This is a genomic window from Mycolicibacterium austroafricanum (assembly GCF_902705885.1).
Classification (GTDB): Bacteria; Actinomycetota; Actinomycetes; order Mycobacteriales; family Mycobacteriaceae; genus Mycobacterium; species Mycobacterium vanbaalenii_A.
The window spans coordinates 43,918-59,591 of sequence record NZ_CACSIP010000001.1 but is presented as its reverse complement, the minus strand read 5'-3'; the positions used below and the strand labels follow the sequence as shown (position 1 = coordinate 59,591).

Below are 15,674 nucleotides of genomic sequence, written 5' to 3'. Positions count from 1 at the left end.
GTTTCGGTGACGTCTGGGCTGACCCAAGAGGTAGACACTGTCGAGCGGGCGGCCGCGACGCCTGACCAACCCCAGCCGTTCCGTGAGCTGGGGCTCAAGGACGACGAGTACGAGCGGATCCGCGAGATCCTCGGACGTCGGCCCACCGACGCCGAGCTGGCGATGTACTCGGTGATGTGGAGCGAACACTGCTCCTACAAGTCGTCCAAGGTGCATCTGCGCTACTTCGGCGAGACCACCACCGCCAAGATGCGCGAGGCGATGCTCGCCGGTATCGGTGAGAACGCCGGCGTCGTCGACATCGGCGACGGCTGGGCGGTCACCTTCAAGGTGGAGTCCCACAACCACCCTTCCTACATCGAGCCGTACCAGGGCGCCGCCACCGGCGTGGGCGGCATCGTCCGCGACATCATGGCGATGGGCGCCCGGCCGGTGGCGGTGATGGACCAGCTGCGGTTCGGTGCCGCCGACGCCCCGGACACCCGGCGCGTCCTCGACGGCGTCGTGCGCGGTGTCGGGGGGTACGGGAACTCCCTCGGGTTGCCCAACATCGGCGGTGAGACGGTGTTCGACGCCTGCTACGCGGGCAATCCGTTGGTGAATGCGCTGTGCGTCGGCGTACTGCGCAAAGAGGATCTGCAGCTGGCGTTCGCATCCGGTGCCGGCAACAAGATCATTCTGTTCGGGGCCCGCACCGGTCTAGACGGTATCGGCGGGGTGTCGGTGCTGGCCTCGGAGACCTTCGGTGGCGACGAGAGCGGCTCCGGCCGCAAGAAGCTGCCGAGTGTTCAGGTCGGTGACCCGTTCACCGAGAAGGTTCTGATCGAGTGCTGCCTCGAGCTCTACGCCAACGATCTGGTGGTCGGCATCCAGGATCTTGGTGGCGCCGGGTTGTCCTGTGCCACTTCCGAACTCGCATCCGCAGGTGACGGTGGCATGCGGGTGGAGCTCGACACGGTGCCACTGCGAGCCACCAACATGACGCCCGCCGAGATCCTCTCCAGCGAGTCCCAGGAACGAATGTGTGCGGTCGTCACCCCGGACAATGTCGACGCTTTCATGGCCGTGTGCCGTAAATGGGATGTCCTGGCCACCGTCATCGGCGAGGTGACTGACGGCGACCGGCTCGAGATCACCTGGCACGGTGAGACCGTCGTCGACGTGCCGCCGCGCACGGTCGCGCACGAGGGCCCGGTCTACGAGAGGCCGGTGCAGCGGCCCGACACGCAGGACGCCCTCAACGCCGACACGTCGGCGTCGTTGCCGCGGCCGTCCGGCGGAGCCGAGCTGCGCGCGACGCTGCTCGACATGGTCGGCAGCCCGCACCTGTGCAGTCGCGCGTTCATCACCGAGCAGTACGACCGCTACGTCCGTGGCAACACCGTGTTGGCGGAGAACGCCGATGGCGGTGTACTGCGGGTCGACGAGCAGACCGGGCGCGGCGTCGCGATCTCCACCGACGCGTCGGGCCGCTACACGGCACTCGATCCGTATACCGGCGCCCAGCTCGCGCTGGCCGAGGCCTACCGCAACGTCGCGGTCACCGGCGCCACTCCGATCGCGGTGACCAACTGCCTGAACTTCGGCTCTCCCGAGGATCCAGGGGTGATGTGGCAGTTCTCGCAGGCTGTCCGCGGACTGGCTGATGGCGCTGCGACACTTGGCATTCCGGTTACCGGGGGGAACGTCAGCTTCTACAACCAGACCGGGACCACCCCGATCTTGCCCACCCCGGTGGTCGGTGTGCTCGGTGTCTTAGACAATGTGAGCCGACGTCTTCCTCCAGCGTTCGGCAACGAACCCGGTGAGTCGCTGATTCTGCTGGGCGAGACTCGCGACGAGTTCGACGGCTCGATCTGGGCTCAGGTCACCGCCGACCACCTCGGTGGTGTACCCCCCGTGGTCGACCTGGAACGGGAACGACTGCTTGCCGACGTGCTGACCGCGGCATCGCGCGACGGTCTGGTGTCCGCCGCGCACGACCTGTCCGAGGGCGGCTTGATCCAGGCTGTCGTCGAGGCGGCGCTCACTGGCGAAACCGGTTGCCGCCTGGTGCTTCCCGAGGGCTTCCAGGAAGGTACCGCGCCGTTCGTCTTCCTCTTCAGCGAGTCGGCGGGCCGGGTGCTGGTCGCGGTGCCCCGCACCGAGGAGAGCAGGTTCACCGCGATGTGTCAGGCCCGCGGGCTGCCGGCCACCCGCATCGGGGTCGTCGACGAAGGACCCGACGGAGCCGAGGCGACCATCGAGGTGCAGGGCCAGTTCACAGTGACCCTGGAGGAGTTGCGGCGCACGTCGGAGGGCGTGCTGCCCGGGTTGTTCGGGTGACCGCACAAGTCCACGAGGAACATCCGTTCTATCTCTGGGCTTTTCGGATGCTGCGCCTGGATTTCACCGGCGCCGCGTTCGGCGCGCTGTTCTTCTGCCTGTCGATGACCCCGTCGCTGCTGCCTCGGGACTGGCTGTTCCAGGGACTGATCGGCGGTGTGACCGCAGCAATCGGTTATGGCATCGGGGTATTCGTGTCGAAGATGGTGCGCCGATTCCTCCTGGCGCGCCGTCGCTGGTGGCCACCGTCCTCGGTCGTCTCCTACACGCTGAAGACGGTCACCGTGGTGCTGTCGGTCGCGGCGTGCGTGCTCATGGTGATCCCGGCGGCCGCATGGCAGCGTCAGGTTTCCTCGCTGATGGGCATGCAGGGCCCCAGCACCCTGACCTATCTGCGCACCTTTGTGATCGCGGTGGCGGTCGCGGGAGTTTGCGTCGCCGTCGCCCGGGTGCTGCTCGAAATCATCAAGACCATGGCCCGGATGCTCATCCGCCGCTGGCGGTTGTCCGACGAGGTGGCGCTGTTCGTCGGTACCGCCATCGTCGTGGTCCTGGTGATCACGTTGGTCAACGGTGTGCTGCTGCGAGGCTTCCTCGCCGGCGCCAACCGAGTGTTCCAGCCGCAGAACACCACAACGCGGGAAGGGGTGGTCCAGCCTCAGCAACCCGAGAGATCCGGCAGCCCTAAGTCTTTCGCATCGTGGGACTCCCTCGGGTACCAAGGTCGCAGCTTCGTCGCGGGCGGACCCGACGCCGAGGAACTGGCCCGGATCAACGGGCGCCCGGCCATGGAACCGATCCGGGCTTATGTGGGTTTGCAGACCGCCGACACTGACGAAGCCCGGATGGCGGTGCTGCTCAGCGAGCTCGAGCGCACGGGCGCCTTCGAGCGCGAGGTGCTCGCGATAGTCCCGACGACCGGCACCGGGTGGGTCAACCCGATCGCGGCCAGCGCGCTGGAGCTCATGTACAACGGCGACACCGCGATCGTCGGATCGCAGTATTCGTATCTGCCGAGCTGGATCTCGGTCCTGGGTGACCAGCGCAAGTCGATGCAGGCCGGCCGGCTGATGATCGACGCGGTACACGACCGGTGGGCTGAGCTGCCGCCCGGTCAGCGTCCGCGGCTGCTGCTCTATGGCGAGAGTCTGGGCTCGATGGCGGGCCAGGGCGCATTCGATTGGCTGCCCGACATCTCCCGTATGGGCTTCTCCTCGGTGCTCTGGGTCGGCCCACCCAACGCCAGCCCGCTGTGGCGGGCGATCACGGCGCGCCGCGATCCGGGCACTCCCGAGGTGGAGCCTCGCTACGACGGCGGTAGGACCGTGCGCTTCTCCCAGGGCAACAGCGCCACTGAGATCGCCGCCGACACCGCAGCTCCGTGGGACGGAACCAGGGTGCTGTTCCTGCAGCACGCCTCCGACCCGATCGTCTGGTGGTCGCCGGATCTGCTGTTCAGCCGTCCGGACTGGCTTGCCGAGCCGCCGGGGCGGGACCGTACGTCGTCCATGCGGTGGTATCCCATCATCACGTTCTGGCAGGTCGCGGCCGATCTGACGAACGCTGCGTCGGTGCCAGGCGGTCACGGGCACAACTACGGCGACTTCATCCTCGACGGCTGGGTGGGCGTCGCCGCACCGCCGGGATGGACACCGGCTGATACCGAACGGATCCGGCTGGCGTTGGAGCGGGACGGCTCCTACGACAGCCTGAAATAGTGCGCGACAAACTCAGGACGGCTGCGCTGGCGGCGGTGCTCATCGGGTGGAGTGCGACGAAGCCGCGAATCCCGTTGCGGTGGAACCCGATTCCGCACGCGGCTTTCGGCACGTCGGTGTCGGTGGCCAGCGGTGCGTCGCATGGTCTGCGGCCTCCTGAGCTGTGGGCGGGACTGCGGTGGGGCTCGGCGGTCGCTGCGCCGGTAGTGCTCGCCGTGGCGGCGGGGACGGTGATCCGGCCGGTGCGGGCCGGAATGGCCGAACGCACGCTGCCGGGGTCGGCCGGTCACTGGCTGCTGGTGCGGATCCCGGTCGGCACGGTGTGGACCGAGGAGGTGACCTACCGGGCCGCGCTGGGTACCGCCGCGAGGCAGGCGTTCGGTGCGCCCGGCGGGCGGCTGGTCGCCGCGGCGGTCTTCGGGCTGTCCCATGTACCCGACGCCCGCGCGGCCGGGGCGTCGGTGTCAGGCACGGTGCTGGTCACCGCCGCCGCCGGGTGGGTCTTCGACTGGTTGTACGTGAAGTCGGGCAGCCTGGCAGCGCCGATGCTCGCCCATCTGGCGGTCAACGAGGCGGGAGCCGTTGGGGCGCTTGCTGTTCAGAGCCAAGGGCGGGTCAGCCGACGTTTCTGACGTGGGCGACGAGCTGGTGCGGCTCGGTGGTCTGGTCGTCGATCCCGAAGCTGATCACCCGCCGCGGCGTGATGCGGATGATCGCGTGGTCGAGCGGATCGCCGTTGGGTTCCCGTGGTGCTTCGTCGAGCTGTGCCTGTACGGCGGTGCCACGGATCTCCAGGCAGCGCACCCGCCACGGATCCCGGGACGGGATGTCATCGACGACGAAGGCCACCTTGTTGTTTCGCGCGAGGTTGCGGAACTTGCGGCTGCGGGACATCTCGTATCCGCTGATGTCGATGGTGCCCAGTTGCTCGTTGAACGTGAAGCCGACCGGGCTGTTCTGCGGGGTGCCGTCAGGTTGGATGGTGGCCAGCCTGCCGATGTCGGCCTGGTTCATGAACTCGATCTCGAATGCGGTGAAGGTCATGTCGACCAACGTAGAACCTCAACGATTGTTCAGGTCAAGCGTCACGGATTGATCGTCGGGGCGCCGATCTGCCGGCCCCACACGTAGTCGACGAGCATCGGCTGCGGGATCCCCGCATGGTTGTAGGGGGCCAGGCTGTAGCCGGTATCCATCACCAGATAGGGCATCGGCCACAGGTCGCGGGTGACCTTCTGCCAGCAACCCGGTCGGCCTCCCGGGCCACCGCTGGCGTTCACCCTCGGGAGATTGTCGGGATAGACGAACGGATCTCCGGCGCCGAGCACCGTGCCCGCGGCCCGCAGCGAATACCCGTTGTCGCCGAGGGTGCGTGCGATCTCCGGGCCGACCTCGGCGTAGTTACGGATGGTGCAGAAGATCATGCCGCGGTACTCGTCGAGCAGCATCGACGTCGGCACCAGGTCGGCCGCACCGCGCACCAGATACGGCCCGGCGCGCCGGAACACCGCCGTGTTGTCGTCGGCGAAGCCGAGTGCGGCCATCAACGCCGAGTCGATGTCACCTGAGCGCTCGGTGAGCGTCCGTGCCGTCGTGACCGCGTCCGCCAAACCGTCGAACAGATCCGGGGACGCAGCGGCGTACACGTCGGCCAGTGCCGCCACCTGCTCGATGTCGTGACGCAACCGGGGCAGCTGGGGAGTCAGTTCATCGAGAATGCGGTTGCCGTCGAGCAGGGATTCGCCGAAGCGGTCACCAAGGCCGGTCAGCGCTTCGGCTGCAGCGCTCAAGGTCTGGTTCAACTTGACCGGATCCACCTGCTCGGCGATCTCGGTGACGGTTTCGAACAACGTGTTGAACTCGGTTGTCACCGTCGCGACCTGGAGCACATCGTCAGACGAGATACGTTGAGCGACAGGGTCCTTCGGTGAGCTGAAGGACACGTACTTGTTTCCGAACACCGTGGTCGCACGGATCTCGGCCACCACATTGGCCGGGATGAAGCGCACGTAGTCCGGATCGACGTCGAGCATCAGCCTGGCTCCGGTGGTGCCGTGGTCCGACGTCCCCTCGATCCGGTCCACCCGGCCGATCTCGACGCCGTTGTAGGTGACCTTGGCGCCGGGTTCCACCACCAGGCCGGCGCGCAGGGATGACAGCGTCAGCGTGGTCTTTTCCGCGAACTCGCCACGGAACTGCAGAAAGAGCAGCGTGCCGGCGCAGACCGTGAGCGCCAGGAAGAGCGCGCCCGCGAGCTTGTACGGCGGGTCGTCGCGGTCGACAGACACTTTGAGACCATAGATTGTGGCCGCCCGCCGTAGTGTCGATCCGGTAAAGACCCGCGCCGCGGTGGCAGCGGTTGCCGACTGGCTGCGCGACGACAGCGTGGCCGAACCCGCCCGCGCCGACCTGGCCGATGCGGTGCGGTTGACCGCCAGGACGCTCGCCGAGTACGCGCCGGGTGCCAGCGTCGAAGTCAGGGTGCCGCCGTTCGTGGCCGTGCAGTGCATCGCGGGGCCCAAGCACACCCGCGGCAACCCGCCCAATGTGGTCGAGACCGCGCCACGCACCTGGCTGCTGCTGGCCACCGGTCTGTTGTCAGTCGCCGACGCGGTCGCCGCCGGGGCACTCCAGATGTCGGGAACCCGAGCAGCGGAGATCGCCGATGTGCTGCCGGTCGTCCGCCTCCCCGACTGAACGAGGCGGCTGCCTACCCGAAGAAGGGCTCCTCCGAGAAATGTCGGCGGGGCCGTCGTTGTTGAATCGGGCGTTGAATCGGGCGTTGTGGAATTCACCGACGACACCGCCGTGCGATTCCACCTTCGCCCGGCGTTCACCGTAGACTTGCTGAAGTCACCCACCCGCCCCCAGGGAGCAGCCATCGTGACCGACGTGCCACCCGAAGACGATCCCAAGGAAGAATGCGGAGTTTTCGGGGTGTGGGCGCCCGGCGAGGAGGTGGCCAAGCTCACCTATTACGGCCTCTATGCACTGCAACACAGAGGCCAGGAGGCCGCGGGCATCGCCGTCGCCGACGGATCGCAGGTGCTGGTGTTCAAGGATCTCGGGCTGGTGAGCCAGGTGTTCGACGAACAGACCCTGGCCGCGATGCCGGGCCACGTCGCCGTCGGCCACTGCCGCTACTCCACCACCGGCTCCACCACGTGGGAGAACGCCCAGCCTGTCTTCCGTAACACCGCCGCCGGCACCGGGGTGGCCTTGGGCCACAACGGAAACCTGGTCAATACCGCCGAACTGGCTGCACGCGCACGTGACGAAGGGCTGATGGGCAACCGCGGCGCCGTCACCGCCACCACCGACTCCGACATTCTGGGTGCGCTGCTGGCCCACGGCGCGGCGGACTCGTCGCTCGAGCAGGCCGCTCTGGAACTGCTGCCGACGGTGCGCGGCGCGTTCTGCCTGACCTTCATGGACGAGAACACCCTCTACGCGGCCCGTGACCCCTACGGGGTGCGGCCGCTGTCGCTGGGCCGGCTCGACCGTGGCTGGGTGGTCGCATCGGAGACCGCCGCGCTGGACATCGTCGGCGCGGCGTTCGTCCGGGACATCGAGCCGGGCGAGCTGCTCGCCATCGACGCCGACGGTGTCCGTTCGACGCGCTTCGCCAACCCGACGCCCAAGGGATGTGTCTTCGAGTACGTCTACCTCGCCCGGCCGGACAGCACGCTGGCGGGTCGCTCGGTGCACGGCACCCGCGTCGAGATCGGTCGCAGGCTGGCCGCGGAGTCGCCCGTCGAAGCCGACCTGGTGATCGGCGTCCCCGAGTCGGGAACCCCGGCCGCGGTCGGCTACGCGCAGGGCTCCGGAATCCCTTACGGGCAGGGTCTGATGAAGAACGCGTACGTCGGGCGGACCTTCATCCAGCCGTCCCAGACCATTCGGCAGCTCGGTATCCGGCTCAAGCTCAACCCGCTCAAGGAGGTCATCCGCGGCAAGCGGCTGATCGTCGTCGACGACTCGATCGTGCGCGGCAACACTCAGCGCGCGCTGATCCGGATGCTGCGCGAGGCCGGGGCCGTCGAGGTGCACGTGCGGATCGCGTCTCCGCCGGTCAAGTGGCCGTGCTTCTACGGCATCGACTTCGCCACGCCCGCCGAGCTCATCGCCAACGCCGCGAGCAACTCGGCGAACGAGGACGAAATGCTCGACGGCGTGCGCCGGGCGATCGGCGCGGACACCCTGAGTTACATCAGCAGGCAGGGCATGATCGCTGCCACCGAGCAGCCGGCGTCGCGACTCTGCGCGGCGTGCTTCGACGGCGTGTATCCGATCGAGCTTCCCGGGGAGACCGCGCTGGGCAAGAACGTGATCGAGCACATGCTCGAGACCGCGGCCCGCACCGGTATCCCGCTGCAGGTGGACAACGACAACGTCTCGGCGCTGCGGCGCCCTTGACGGCTCCGGCCCGACAGGGACGTCACTGTGCCGTCGTGGGGCTCCAACGCATCAACATGCGGCGACCGGCCTTGGGGTGGTGCTCACTCTGCAGCGCCAGGGACACCGAGTCGCGGTAGCCGGTCAAGCCGGTGGCCGGCGGCGGAATGACGGTGTCGATGTCGTGTTCGAGGGCTATCGCGTCGCATTCCAGCGACGCGACCAGCGGCCGGGCAAGCCCCAGCGGAATGGGCGTCACCAGACCGACCCACCAGCTTGCGATCGCGGGGGTCAGGAACGGGATGGCCACGATGAGGCGCCTGCTCAACCCGGCGACATCGGCGTAGACCTGCATGGCCTCGCCGTATTCCAGAACATCGGGTCCGCCCACGTCCCAGGTCCGTGATCGCGGTACCGGTGCGGTCGCGGCCTCGACCAGGTAGTACAGGATGTCGTCGATCGCGATGGGCTGGATCTTGTTGTGAACCCACTTCGGGGTGGTCATGACCGGCAGCCGGTCGGTCAGATGGCGGATCATCTCGAAGGACGCCGAACCGGAGCCCACCACGATGCCGGCCTGCAGCACCAGTGTCTCGATGCCCGACCCGATGAGGATGTCACCGACGGCCGCGCGCGACGCCAGATGCGGCGACAGCTCACCCTCGGGATGCAGACCGCTGAGGTAGACGATGCGTTTGACGCCGGCGGCCTTGGCGGCGCTCACCACGTGCTGCGCGGCGCGCTTCTCCTCGGCGACGAAGTCCTTGGAGGTGCCCATCGAGTGCACCAGGTAGTACACGACGTCGATGTCCTGGAACGCCGCGACCAGCGAGTCCGGATCGGACAGGTCGCCTCGGACCACCTCGGCGCGGTCCCGCCACGGGGCGTCGGCGAGCTTGTCCGGGGTGCGGGCCATCGCGCGCACCTGGTGGCCGCGCCCGATCAGCGCGGGCGCCAACTGACCTCCGATGTAACCGGTCGCCCCGGTCACCAAGCACCTGATCTGCGCTGCCACTACCGCTCCGTTCGTCGTCACCCGCGAAACGCTCTCGAAGAGTTTTCGTTGCCGGTGCCGACGTGGAGTGCCCGCTGAGCAGATTTGCTAACCGTTACGGGCAGCTTGTTCGGCTCCGGCGCCCGCCGATCACCTCCACAATGAGGTCGTGGCGTTTCAAGGATGGCCGATCGAGGCCGTCGAGTTCTACGAAGGTCTCGAGGCCGACAACTCGAAGGTGTACTGGCAGGAGCATCGATCGGTCTACGACACCCACGTGCGGGCACCGATGGAGGAACTGGTGGCTGAGCTGGCCGACGAGTTCGGCGAAGGCAGATTGTTCCGGCCCTACCGCGACGTTCGATTCAGCGCGGACAAGACGCCGTACAAGACCAGCTGCGCGGCGACGATCGGGGACGGGTACGTGTCGTTCTCCGCCGACGGGCTGTCGGCGGGAAGCGGCCTCTACATGCCGGACTCCGCATCGCTGCAGCGCTACCGCGCCGCGGTCGACGCCGACGCCGAGGGTGAGGAACTGGCCGCGATCGTCGCCGAGCTGCACCGCAACGGCTACCAGACCATGGCCCACGAGGTCCTCAAGACCGCTCCGCGGGGATACCCGAAGGACCATGAGCGGATCGAACTGCTCCGTCACAAGGGCATCGCGATGATGAGAACCTGGCCGGTCGGTGCCTGGCTCGGCACCAGAAAGGCCAAGGATCGTGTGGTGACGACCTTTCGCGCGGCCAAACCGCTCAATGGGTGGCTGGCTCGCAACGTCGGCTGAGGGCCGGCCCATACCGGCAGCGGTTCGCCACCAAAACGCGGGGTAGCCTTGCTCTCGATGACCGAGCGCGCCGAACAACACGGCATTTCCTATGCGTCGGCAGGGGTGGACATCGAAGCAGGTGACCGCGCCGTCGAACTCTTCAAGCCGCTAGCCAAGAAGGCCACAAGGCCCGAGGTGCGCGGTGGGCTGGGCGGGTTCGCCGGGCTCTTCGCGCTGCGTGGTGACTACCGCGAGCCGCTACTGGCGTCGTCGACCGACGGGGTGGGTACCAAGCTCGCCGTCGCCCAGGCCATGGACAAGCACGACACGGTCGGCATCGACCTGGTCGCGATGGTGGTCGACGACCTCGTGGTCTGCGGTGCCGAGCCGCTGTTTCTGCAGGACTACATCGCGGTCGGGCGCACGGTCCCCGAACGGGTCGCCGAGCTCGTCTCCGGCATCGCCGACGGATGCGTTCTCGCCGGGTGCGCGCTGCTCGGTGGCGAGACAGCAGAGCATCCCGGGTTGATGGCCCCCGACCACTACGACATCTCCGCCACCGGCGTGGGTGTCGTCGAAGCCGACGACGTCCTGGGCCCCGACCGGGTCAGGCCCGGCGACGTCATCATCGCCATGGCGTCGACCGGGCTGCACTCCAACGGCTACTCGTTGGCCCGCCACGTGCTTCTCGAGATCGACCACATGAACCTCGCGGGGCATGTGGAGGAGTTCGGGCGCACCCTGGGTGAGGAACTGCTGGAGCCGACGCGCATCTACACCAAGGACTGCCTCGCGCTGGCGGCCGAGACCCAGGTGCGGACCTTCTGCCACGTCACCGGTGGCGGGCTGGCCGGAAACCTGGAGCGGGTCATCCCGCACGGTCTGGTGGCCGAGCTCGACCGGGGCACATGGACGCCCGCACCGGTGTTCGGCATGATCGCCCAGCGCGGTCGCATCGACCGGGTGGAGATGGAGAAGACGTTCAACATGGGCGTCGGAATGGTCGCCGTCGTCGCGCCGGAGGACACCGACCGCGCGCTGGCTGTGCTCACTGCCCGCCACCTGAACTGCTGGACCCTGGGAACCATCGAAAAGGGGAGCAAGGACGCCGCACGAGCTGTGCTCGTGGGCCAGCACCCCAGGTTCTGAGAAGGGGGCGGCCTAGCGCCGCCAGTCGTCCTCGTCTACCCAGCCGTCGTCTGCCGGTACGTCGCTGCCGTTGAGGCGATCGTCGTCCGGCGAACCCGACAGCTCGCGCTGTAGCCGCTCGAAGTCGGTCTGCGGTGAACTGTATTTGAGATCACGTGCAACCTTGGTCTGCTTTGCCTTTGCCCGGCCGCGGCCCATGGGGGAACCCCCTCGCGCAATTACGGAGCGGCCCAATCAACAGGCGGCTCCGATCTGAGTGTGTTTATTGTCCTGCCAACACTTTACCGTGCCCGTCGCCGGGGCGCTGGCAGACCCTGGCCGCACGTCGTCAACGGGCGCCCCCGCGCAGCCGCTCGACCGCCAACCGGCCCGCGCCGACCCCGTCCGTGGACGGCATCGAATCGGGGTCGATGGCAGCCGCTGTCGCGACATCACCCCCGGTGGTGAGTGCCGTGTCCGCAGGCAGGCCGCGCTTGACCAGGGCGAGCGCGATCACCCCGTCGTCGACGTGGTCGACGACAGTGCCCAACCGGCCCACCGTGCGGCCGCCGGCCTGCAGCGGGTCGCCTGGTGCGGGTCGGTCGCCGTCTCCGTCGAGGTGCAGCGACACCAGCATCCGGGGCGGTTTTCCCAGGTTATGGACTCGCGCGACGGTTTCCTGGCCGCGATAGCACCCCTTGTCCAGGTGTACGGCGGGACCGATCCAGCCGACCTCGTGGGGAATCGTGCGTTCGTCGGTGTCCACACCGAGGCGGGGACGGCGCGCGGCCACCCGGTGGGCTTCGTAGGTCCATACCCCTGCGGGCCGGACTCCGGCCGCCACCAGACGGTCACGCCACCCGGCGACCTGGGACCGAGGCACCACCACGTCGACCTCGATCGCCGGCCCCCACAGGCGGCGGATGAAACCGCCCTCTGCCAGGGCCGTCGCCGTCCCCTCCGCGGGCAGTTCGGGTAGACCCAGGGTCTCGAGAACCGGCGTGTCGGCCAACCGAGGCCCGAGCAGGGACAGCACCGCCAGGTCGGCGGGCTCCACGGTGACGTCGGACCAGAACACCATCCGGCGTAGGTAGGCCAGCAGCGGTTCCCCGCGCCAGGGTTCGGTGTCCAGGAATGTGACACCTTCGAGCTCGGTCTGCAACCAGTGATCTTCCACACGCCCCTGCCCGTCGAGGCTCAGATTCTGGGTGACGACACCGTCGGGAAGATCACTGACGTGCTGGGTGGTGAGGTTGTGCAGCCAGGACTTGCGTTCGGCGCCGGTGAGCGCCAGCACGGCGCGGTGGGAGCGCTCGATCAGGACCGCGCCCTGCGCCGCCGCCCGCTGTTCGCCCAACGGGTCGCCGTAGTGCCAGGTGGCGCCTGCGTCGGGTCCGGTGGTGGGAGCCGGCACCCCGGAAGTGGTCGAAGACATAGCTCAACTCTACGGTCAGCCGGCAGGCCGACCCGGCTACGCTTTCGGCCCATGGCGGTGGTGGTCACTCTGGATGGGAAACTTCACGATCCGCAGGCGCCGCTTCTGCACGCAGACGATCTGGCTGCCGTGCGTGGCGACGGGATCTTCGAGACCCTGCTGGTCCGCGACGGTAGGCCCTGCCTGCTCGAAGCCCACCTGGGCAGGCTGGCCCACTCCGCACACCTGCTCGACCTGGCGCCCCCCGACCTGCCGCGGTGGCGATCGGCGGTCGAGGTCGCAGTGCAGACCTGGCTCGCCGACGGCGGCGGTGAAGGTGTGCTGAGGTTGGTGTACAGCCGAGGTCGGGAAGGTGGCGCCGACACAGCGGGCACCACCTACGTGACGGTGGGCCCAGTGCCTGCGCGGGTGTCAGAGGTCCGGCGTGCCGGGTTGGCGGCCCTGACCTTGCAGCGGGGAATGTCCGCCCATGGGATCGACGAGATGCCCTGGCTGCTCGCGGGCGCCAAGACGCTGTCCTACGCGGTGAACATGGCCGCGCTGCGGCACGCCGCGCGTCACGGCGCCGGCGACGTAGTCTTCGTCAGCACCGACGGCCTCATTCTGGAGGGGCCGCGCTCCACCGTCGTCATCGCCACCTCGGGTTCGGACGGCCGCACCTGCCTGTTGACCCCGCCGCCGTGGTATCCGATCCTCCGGGGCACGACCCAGCAGGCGCTGTTCGAGGTCGCGCGCGGCAGCGGCTATGACTGTGACTACCAGGCGCTGACATCGGCCGATCTGGTTGCTGCGCAGGGAGTCTGGCTGGTGTCGAGCATCACGTTGGCGGCGCGGGTGCACACGCTCGACGGCGCCCTTTTGGCGCCGACGCCGCTGGCCGACGACATCTCGGCGTTGGTCGACGCCGCGATCCTGTCCGATCGCGCGTGATTAATTCCCTTGTCGCGCTGCCGCATCGCGAGTACCTTCGCCTGTACACAGGGAAGGAGGTGGTCCGAGAAATTGAGTGACTTATGGACATGTGAGGTGGCTGCGAGCTAGCAGCGCCGGGAGGCCGTTGACGCACCTGTGCGCGCTGGCGAAATCCCCGCAGTCACCCGGCCCCCGAGCCCCTCGGTCTTGTCCGACCAGGAACAACGGCTCGGGGGCCGCTCCATGTCCGGGGGGTGGCGGCTCGACGAGCGTTGTCGGGTGGTCAGCCTGCCGGACCCGGTGCCAGCGACGAACATTCGGCCATGGCCTGCTCCCAGGCCGCGGGGTCCACGCCCGGGGGCGCGTCGGCTGTCGGGCCGGGTGGTGCCGGCATCCCGTGCTGGCTCAGGCAGTAGGCGAGGGATCCGTGGCCCACGCTGGGCTTCACCGAGGTCGAGGTCGACTCCGAGTTCGAGGTCGGCTCCGGGGTCGAACCGCTCGGCGGGTCTGCCGGCGCAGCGCAGGCCGCCACTGTGACCCCCGCTGCGACCAACGCCGCGACCTTCGACAGCCGACCCATCAGCCGACGAACCTGGTCAGGCGGGCGGACAGGTGGGGGACCAGTCCACCGTCGGCGTCCACGCGCTCTTCCACGTAGGCGAGGTCGCCACCTTCGACGATGCCGTACAGCCGTTTGGCCCCGCCCACGAGCAGGCCGGACTTGCTGCGGGCAAGTGCGTCGGTGACCAATTCCCAGGATGACTGGGTGAGTGGCCGGCCGTAGAACAGTTCGACGTAGCCCGCGGAGTGCGACAACAGCAGTTCGATCGCCTGCGACTCGCCGGCGTCGTTCGGGTCGTCGACAAAACGCCAGAAGCCGGTCTCGCGCAGTGCGGGCCGGTCGTACACACCGTCGTCGTTCAACCGCCAGGAGCGAGCTTCCCAATTCAGATAGTCGCCGCCGTCGTGGGACACCACGATCTGCTGACCGAATCGGTAGTCGCCGTGGGTGTCGCGGCCCTCACCGTCACCCCGCCAGACACCCACCAACGGCAGCAGCGCCAGCAGCGCATCGTTGAGGTTCGCACCCTTGCGCAGGTTGGCTGTGTCGGCAGGAAGCGGAAGGTCGCCGAACACCGGAATGTTGCGTGCGGCAGTTTCTCTGGCGCGTTCGGCAGCCGCGGCGACCGCGTCGTCGCCGGACGTCATGTTGCTCCTCGCGTGCGCAGGGTCACGACTCGTCAGTGACGAGCCGGTAGACCGCGTACAGCGCGAACCATGTGATCACCACAACGGCCGCAACGAGCAGGATCTCGAAGAACAGGACCACGGCAGGAAGTCTAGCCGCCGGGAGTGCGGGCCTTTCGGCGGCCCACGGTGCCGGCGCGGTCAGCCGATCAAGTGCTCGTACTCGGGGCAGAACGCACCTGTGGCCGCCCCGATGAAATAACCGGCCTGGTAGTCCGACCAGGAGGTCACGCTGGTCAGGTCGGCGACTTCCTGTTCGAAGGTGACCCCACTGGCCCAGTCCTGACACACCGCATAACCGGTCTCGATCACCTGAGCGGTCTTGTCCGAGGGCCAGGTGATGCCCCCGTCGGCGACGACCGTCAGGAAGTCGCCCTCCGGGTCCGCGACGGCGACGGCGGCGCCGCCCAGGGCAACTGCACTGAAGGCCGCTGCCGCGGCACAGGCGAACATGATCTTCATGGTCGGTCCTAGAGGTAACCGCGGCGAGCCGCGCACCGGTCTGCGCGGCGGACCGCTGAACCGATGGGTTGACCCGCGCCGAGCAGCGCGGGGTCAACACATTTTCGCCGACACCAGCCGATCTTGCAGCGTTTTCACAGCGTCGTCAGGCGAGCTCTGATTGCCCGACTCCTGCGTCGTCAGGCGAGCTCTGATTGCCTGACTCCTGCGTCGTCAGGCGAGCTCTGATTGCCTGACTCCTGCGTCGTCAGGCGAGCTCTGATTGCCTGACTCCTGCGTCGTCAGGCG

Annotated in this window: 16 protein-coding genes; 8 read left to right on the top strand and 8 right to left on the bottom strand. The window is 68.1% G+C overall.

Annotated features, from left to right (window positions below):
* Positions 1 to 6 precede the first annotated feature (6 nt).
* From purL to BEMPMBAN_RS00320, 3 genes are read left to right on the top strand one after another with little or no spacing between them, the layout of a single operon-like run.
* Positions 7 to 2,325, top strand: a complete 2,319-nt coding sequence (gene purL / locus BEMPMBAN_RS00330; protein ID WP_159228437.1) for a phosphoribosylformylglycinamidine synthase subunit PurL — start codon at positions 7 to 9, stop codon at positions 2,323 to 2,325.
* Positions 2,326 to 2,372: 47 nt separating this feature from the next.
* A complete protein-coding gene (locus BEMPMBAN_RS00325; RefSeq protein ID WP_159228792.1) occupies positions 2,373 to 4,043 on the top strand; it encodes an alpha/beta hydrolase in 1,671 nt (556 codons plus the stop codon).
* Positions 4,043 to 4,675, top strand: coding sequence for an Rv0804 family intramembrane glutamic endopeptidase (locus BEMPMBAN_RS00320; RefSeq protein WP_159228436.1), 633 nt, complete (start codon positions 4,043 to 4,045; stop codon positions 4,673 to 4,675). The genes BEMPMBAN_RS00325 and BEMPMBAN_RS00320 overlap by 1 nt, the downstream gene beginning before the upstream one ends.
* On the opposite strand, the gene BEMPMBAN_RS00315 is transcribed toward BEMPMBAN_RS00320, so the two are convergent.
* The gene (locus BEMPMBAN_RS00315) at positions 4,659 to 5,087 is read right to left on the bottom strand and encodes a PPOX class F420-dependent oxidoreductase (RefSeq protein WP_159228435.1); all 429 of its coding nucleotides are present in this window, start codon (positions 5,085 to 5,087) and stop codon (positions 4,659 to 4,661) included. The two genes, BEMPMBAN_RS00320 and BEMPMBAN_RS00315, sit on opposite strands and share 17 nt — an antisense overlap.
* Positions 5,088 to 5,128: 41 nt before the next feature.
* A complete protein-coding gene (locus BEMPMBAN_RS00310; RefSeq protein WP_200845817.1) occupies positions 5,129 to 6,331 on the bottom strand; it encodes an MCE family protein in 1,203 nt (400 codons plus the stop codon).
* A 16-nt stretch (positions 6,332 to 6,347) separates the two neighbouring features.
* On the opposite strand from BEMPMBAN_RS00310, the gene BEMPMBAN_RS00305 reads away from it, so the two are divergent.
* On the top strand, positions 6,348 to 6,740 hold the full coding sequence (locus BEMPMBAN_RS00305; protein WP_200845816.1) for a sterol carrier family protein: 393 nt from the start codon (positions 6,348 to 6,350) through the stop codon (positions 6,738 to 6,740).
* 186 nt (positions 6,741 to 6,926) lie between these two features.
* Entirely contained in the window at positions 6,927 to 8,459 is a 1,533-nt protein-coding gene (gene purF, locus BEMPMBAN_RS00300; protein WP_159228432.1) for an amidophosphoribosyltransferase, read from the top strand.
* 22 nt (positions 8,460 to 8,481) lie between these two features.
* Here purF and BEMPMBAN_RS00295 read toward each other — a convergent pair whose 3' ends face one another.
* Positions 8,482 to 9,453 (bottom strand): NAD(P)H-binding protein, encoded by a 972-nt coding sequence (locus tag BEMPMBAN_RS00295; RefSeq protein WP_159228791.1) that lies wholly within the window; start codon positions 9,451 to 9,453, stop codon positions 8,482 to 8,484.
* 148 nt (positions 9,454 to 9,601) lie between these two features.
* Here BEMPMBAN_RS00295 and BEMPMBAN_RS00290 point away from each other — a divergent pair, with 148 nt between their 5' ends.
* Positions 9,602 to 10,219 (top strand): DUF2461 domain-containing protein, encoded by a 618-nt coding sequence (locus tag BEMPMBAN_RS00290; protein ID WP_159228431.1) that lies wholly within the window; start codon positions 9,602 to 9,604, stop codon positions 10,217 to 10,219.
* 57 nt (positions 10,220 to 10,276) lie between these two features.
* The gene (purM, locus tag BEMPMBAN_RS00285; protein ID WP_159228430.1) at positions 10,277 to 11,350 is read left to right on the top strand and encodes a phosphoribosylformylglycinamidine cyclo-ligase; all 1,074 of its coding nucleotides are present in this window, start codon (positions 10,277 to 10,279) and stop codon (positions 11,348 to 11,350) included.
* 12 nt (positions 11,351 to 11,362) lie between these two features.
* Here the strand turns inward: purM and BEMPMBAN_RS00280 are convergent, their stop codons facing one another.
* Together BEMPMBAN_RS00280 and ygfZ are read right to left on the bottom strand one after the other, a co-directional pair.
* On the bottom strand, positions 11,363 to 11,548 hold the full coding sequence (locus BEMPMBAN_RS00280; RefSeq protein ID WP_159228429.1) for a DUF3073 domain-containing protein: 186 nt from the start codon (positions 11,546 to 11,548) through the stop codon (positions 11,363 to 11,365).
* Between the two features lie 130 nt (positions 11,549 to 11,678).
* Entirely contained in the window at positions 11,679 to 12,764 is a 1,086-nt protein-coding gene (gene ygfZ / locus BEMPMBAN_RS00275; RefSeq protein WP_159228428.1) for a CAF17-like 4Fe-4S cluster assembly/insertion protein YgfZ, read from the bottom strand.
* 51 nt (positions 12,765 to 12,815) lie between these two features.
* Here ygfZ and BEMPMBAN_RS00270 point away from each other — a divergent pair, with 51 nt between their 5' ends.
* Positions 12,816 to 13,694 (top strand): aminodeoxychorismate lyase, encoded by an 879-nt coding sequence (locus BEMPMBAN_RS00270; RefSeq protein WP_159228427.1) that lies wholly within the window; start codon positions 12,816 to 12,818, stop codon positions 13,692 to 13,694.
* Positions 13,695 to 13,959: 265 nt separating this feature from the next.
* On the opposite strand, the gene BEMPMBAN_RS00265 is transcribed toward BEMPMBAN_RS00270, so the two are convergent.
* The 3 genes from BEMPMBAN_RS00265 to BEMPMBAN_RS00255 form a co-directional block, all read right to left on the bottom strand.
* Positions 13,960 to 14,256: a hypothetical protein gene (locus BEMPMBAN_RS00265; protein ID WP_159228426.1), complete on the bottom strand. Its 297-nt coding sequence runs from the start codon at positions 14,254 to 14,256 to the stop codon at positions 13,960 to 13,962.
* Complete coding sequence (locus BEMPMBAN_RS00260) at positions 14,256 to 14,885, bottom strand: heme-binding beta-barrel domain-containing protein (RefSeq protein WP_159228425.1); 630 nt, start codon at positions 14,883 to 14,885, stop codon at positions 14,256 to 14,258. The genes BEMPMBAN_RS00265 and BEMPMBAN_RS00260 overlap by 1 nt, the downstream gene beginning before the upstream one ends.
* Positions 14,886 to 15,065: 180 nt before the next feature.
* Entirely contained in the window at positions 15,066 to 15,386 is a 321-nt protein-coding gene (locus BEMPMBAN_RS00255; RefSeq protein WP_159228424.1) for a DUF732 domain-containing protein, read from the bottom strand.
* Between the last annotated feature and the right edge of the window lie 288 nt (positions 15,387 to 15,674).

Excerpts from the sequence above, each read along its gene's own strand:
- BEMPMBAN_RS00325 (WP_159228792.1), top strand. The coding sequence starts at position 2,373 with ATGCTGCGCCTGGATTTCACCGGCGCCGCGTTCGGCGCGCTGTTCTTC.
- purM (WP_159228430.1), top strand. The coding sequence starts at position 10,277 with ATGACCGAGCGCGCCGAACAACACGGCATTTCCTATGCGTCGGCAGGG.
- BEMPMBAN_RS00270 (WP_159228427.1), top strand. The coding sequence starts at position 12,816 with ATGGCGGTGGTGGTCACTCTGGATGGGAAACTTCACGATCCGCAGGCG.
- BEMPMBAN_RS00280 (WP_159228429.1), bottom strand. The coding sequence starts at position 11,548 with ATGGGCCGCGGCCGGGCAAAGGCAAAGCAGACCAAGGTTGCACGTGAT.
- BEMPMBAN_RS00315 (WP_159228435.1), bottom strand. The coding sequence starts at position 5,087 with ATGACCTTCACCGCATTCGAGATCGAGTTCATGAACCAGGCCGACATC.
- BEMPMBAN_RS00260 (WP_159228425.1), bottom strand. The coding sequence starts at position 14,885 with ATGACGTCCGGCGACGACGCGGTCGCCGCGGCTGCCGAACGCGCCAGA.
- BEMPMBAN_RS00255 (WP_159228424.1), bottom strand. The coding sequence starts at position 15,386 with ATGAAGATCATGTTCGCCTGTGCCGCGGCAGCGGCCTTCAGTGCAGTT.
- ygfZ (WP_159228428.1), bottom strand. The coding sequence starts at position 12,764 with ATGTCTTCGACCACTTCCGGGGTGCCGGCTCCCACCACCGGACCCGAC.
- BEMPMBAN_RS00265 (WP_159228426.1), bottom strand. The coding sequence starts at position 14,256 with ATGGGTCGGCTGTCGAAGGTCGCGGCGTTGGTCGCAGCGGGGGTCACA.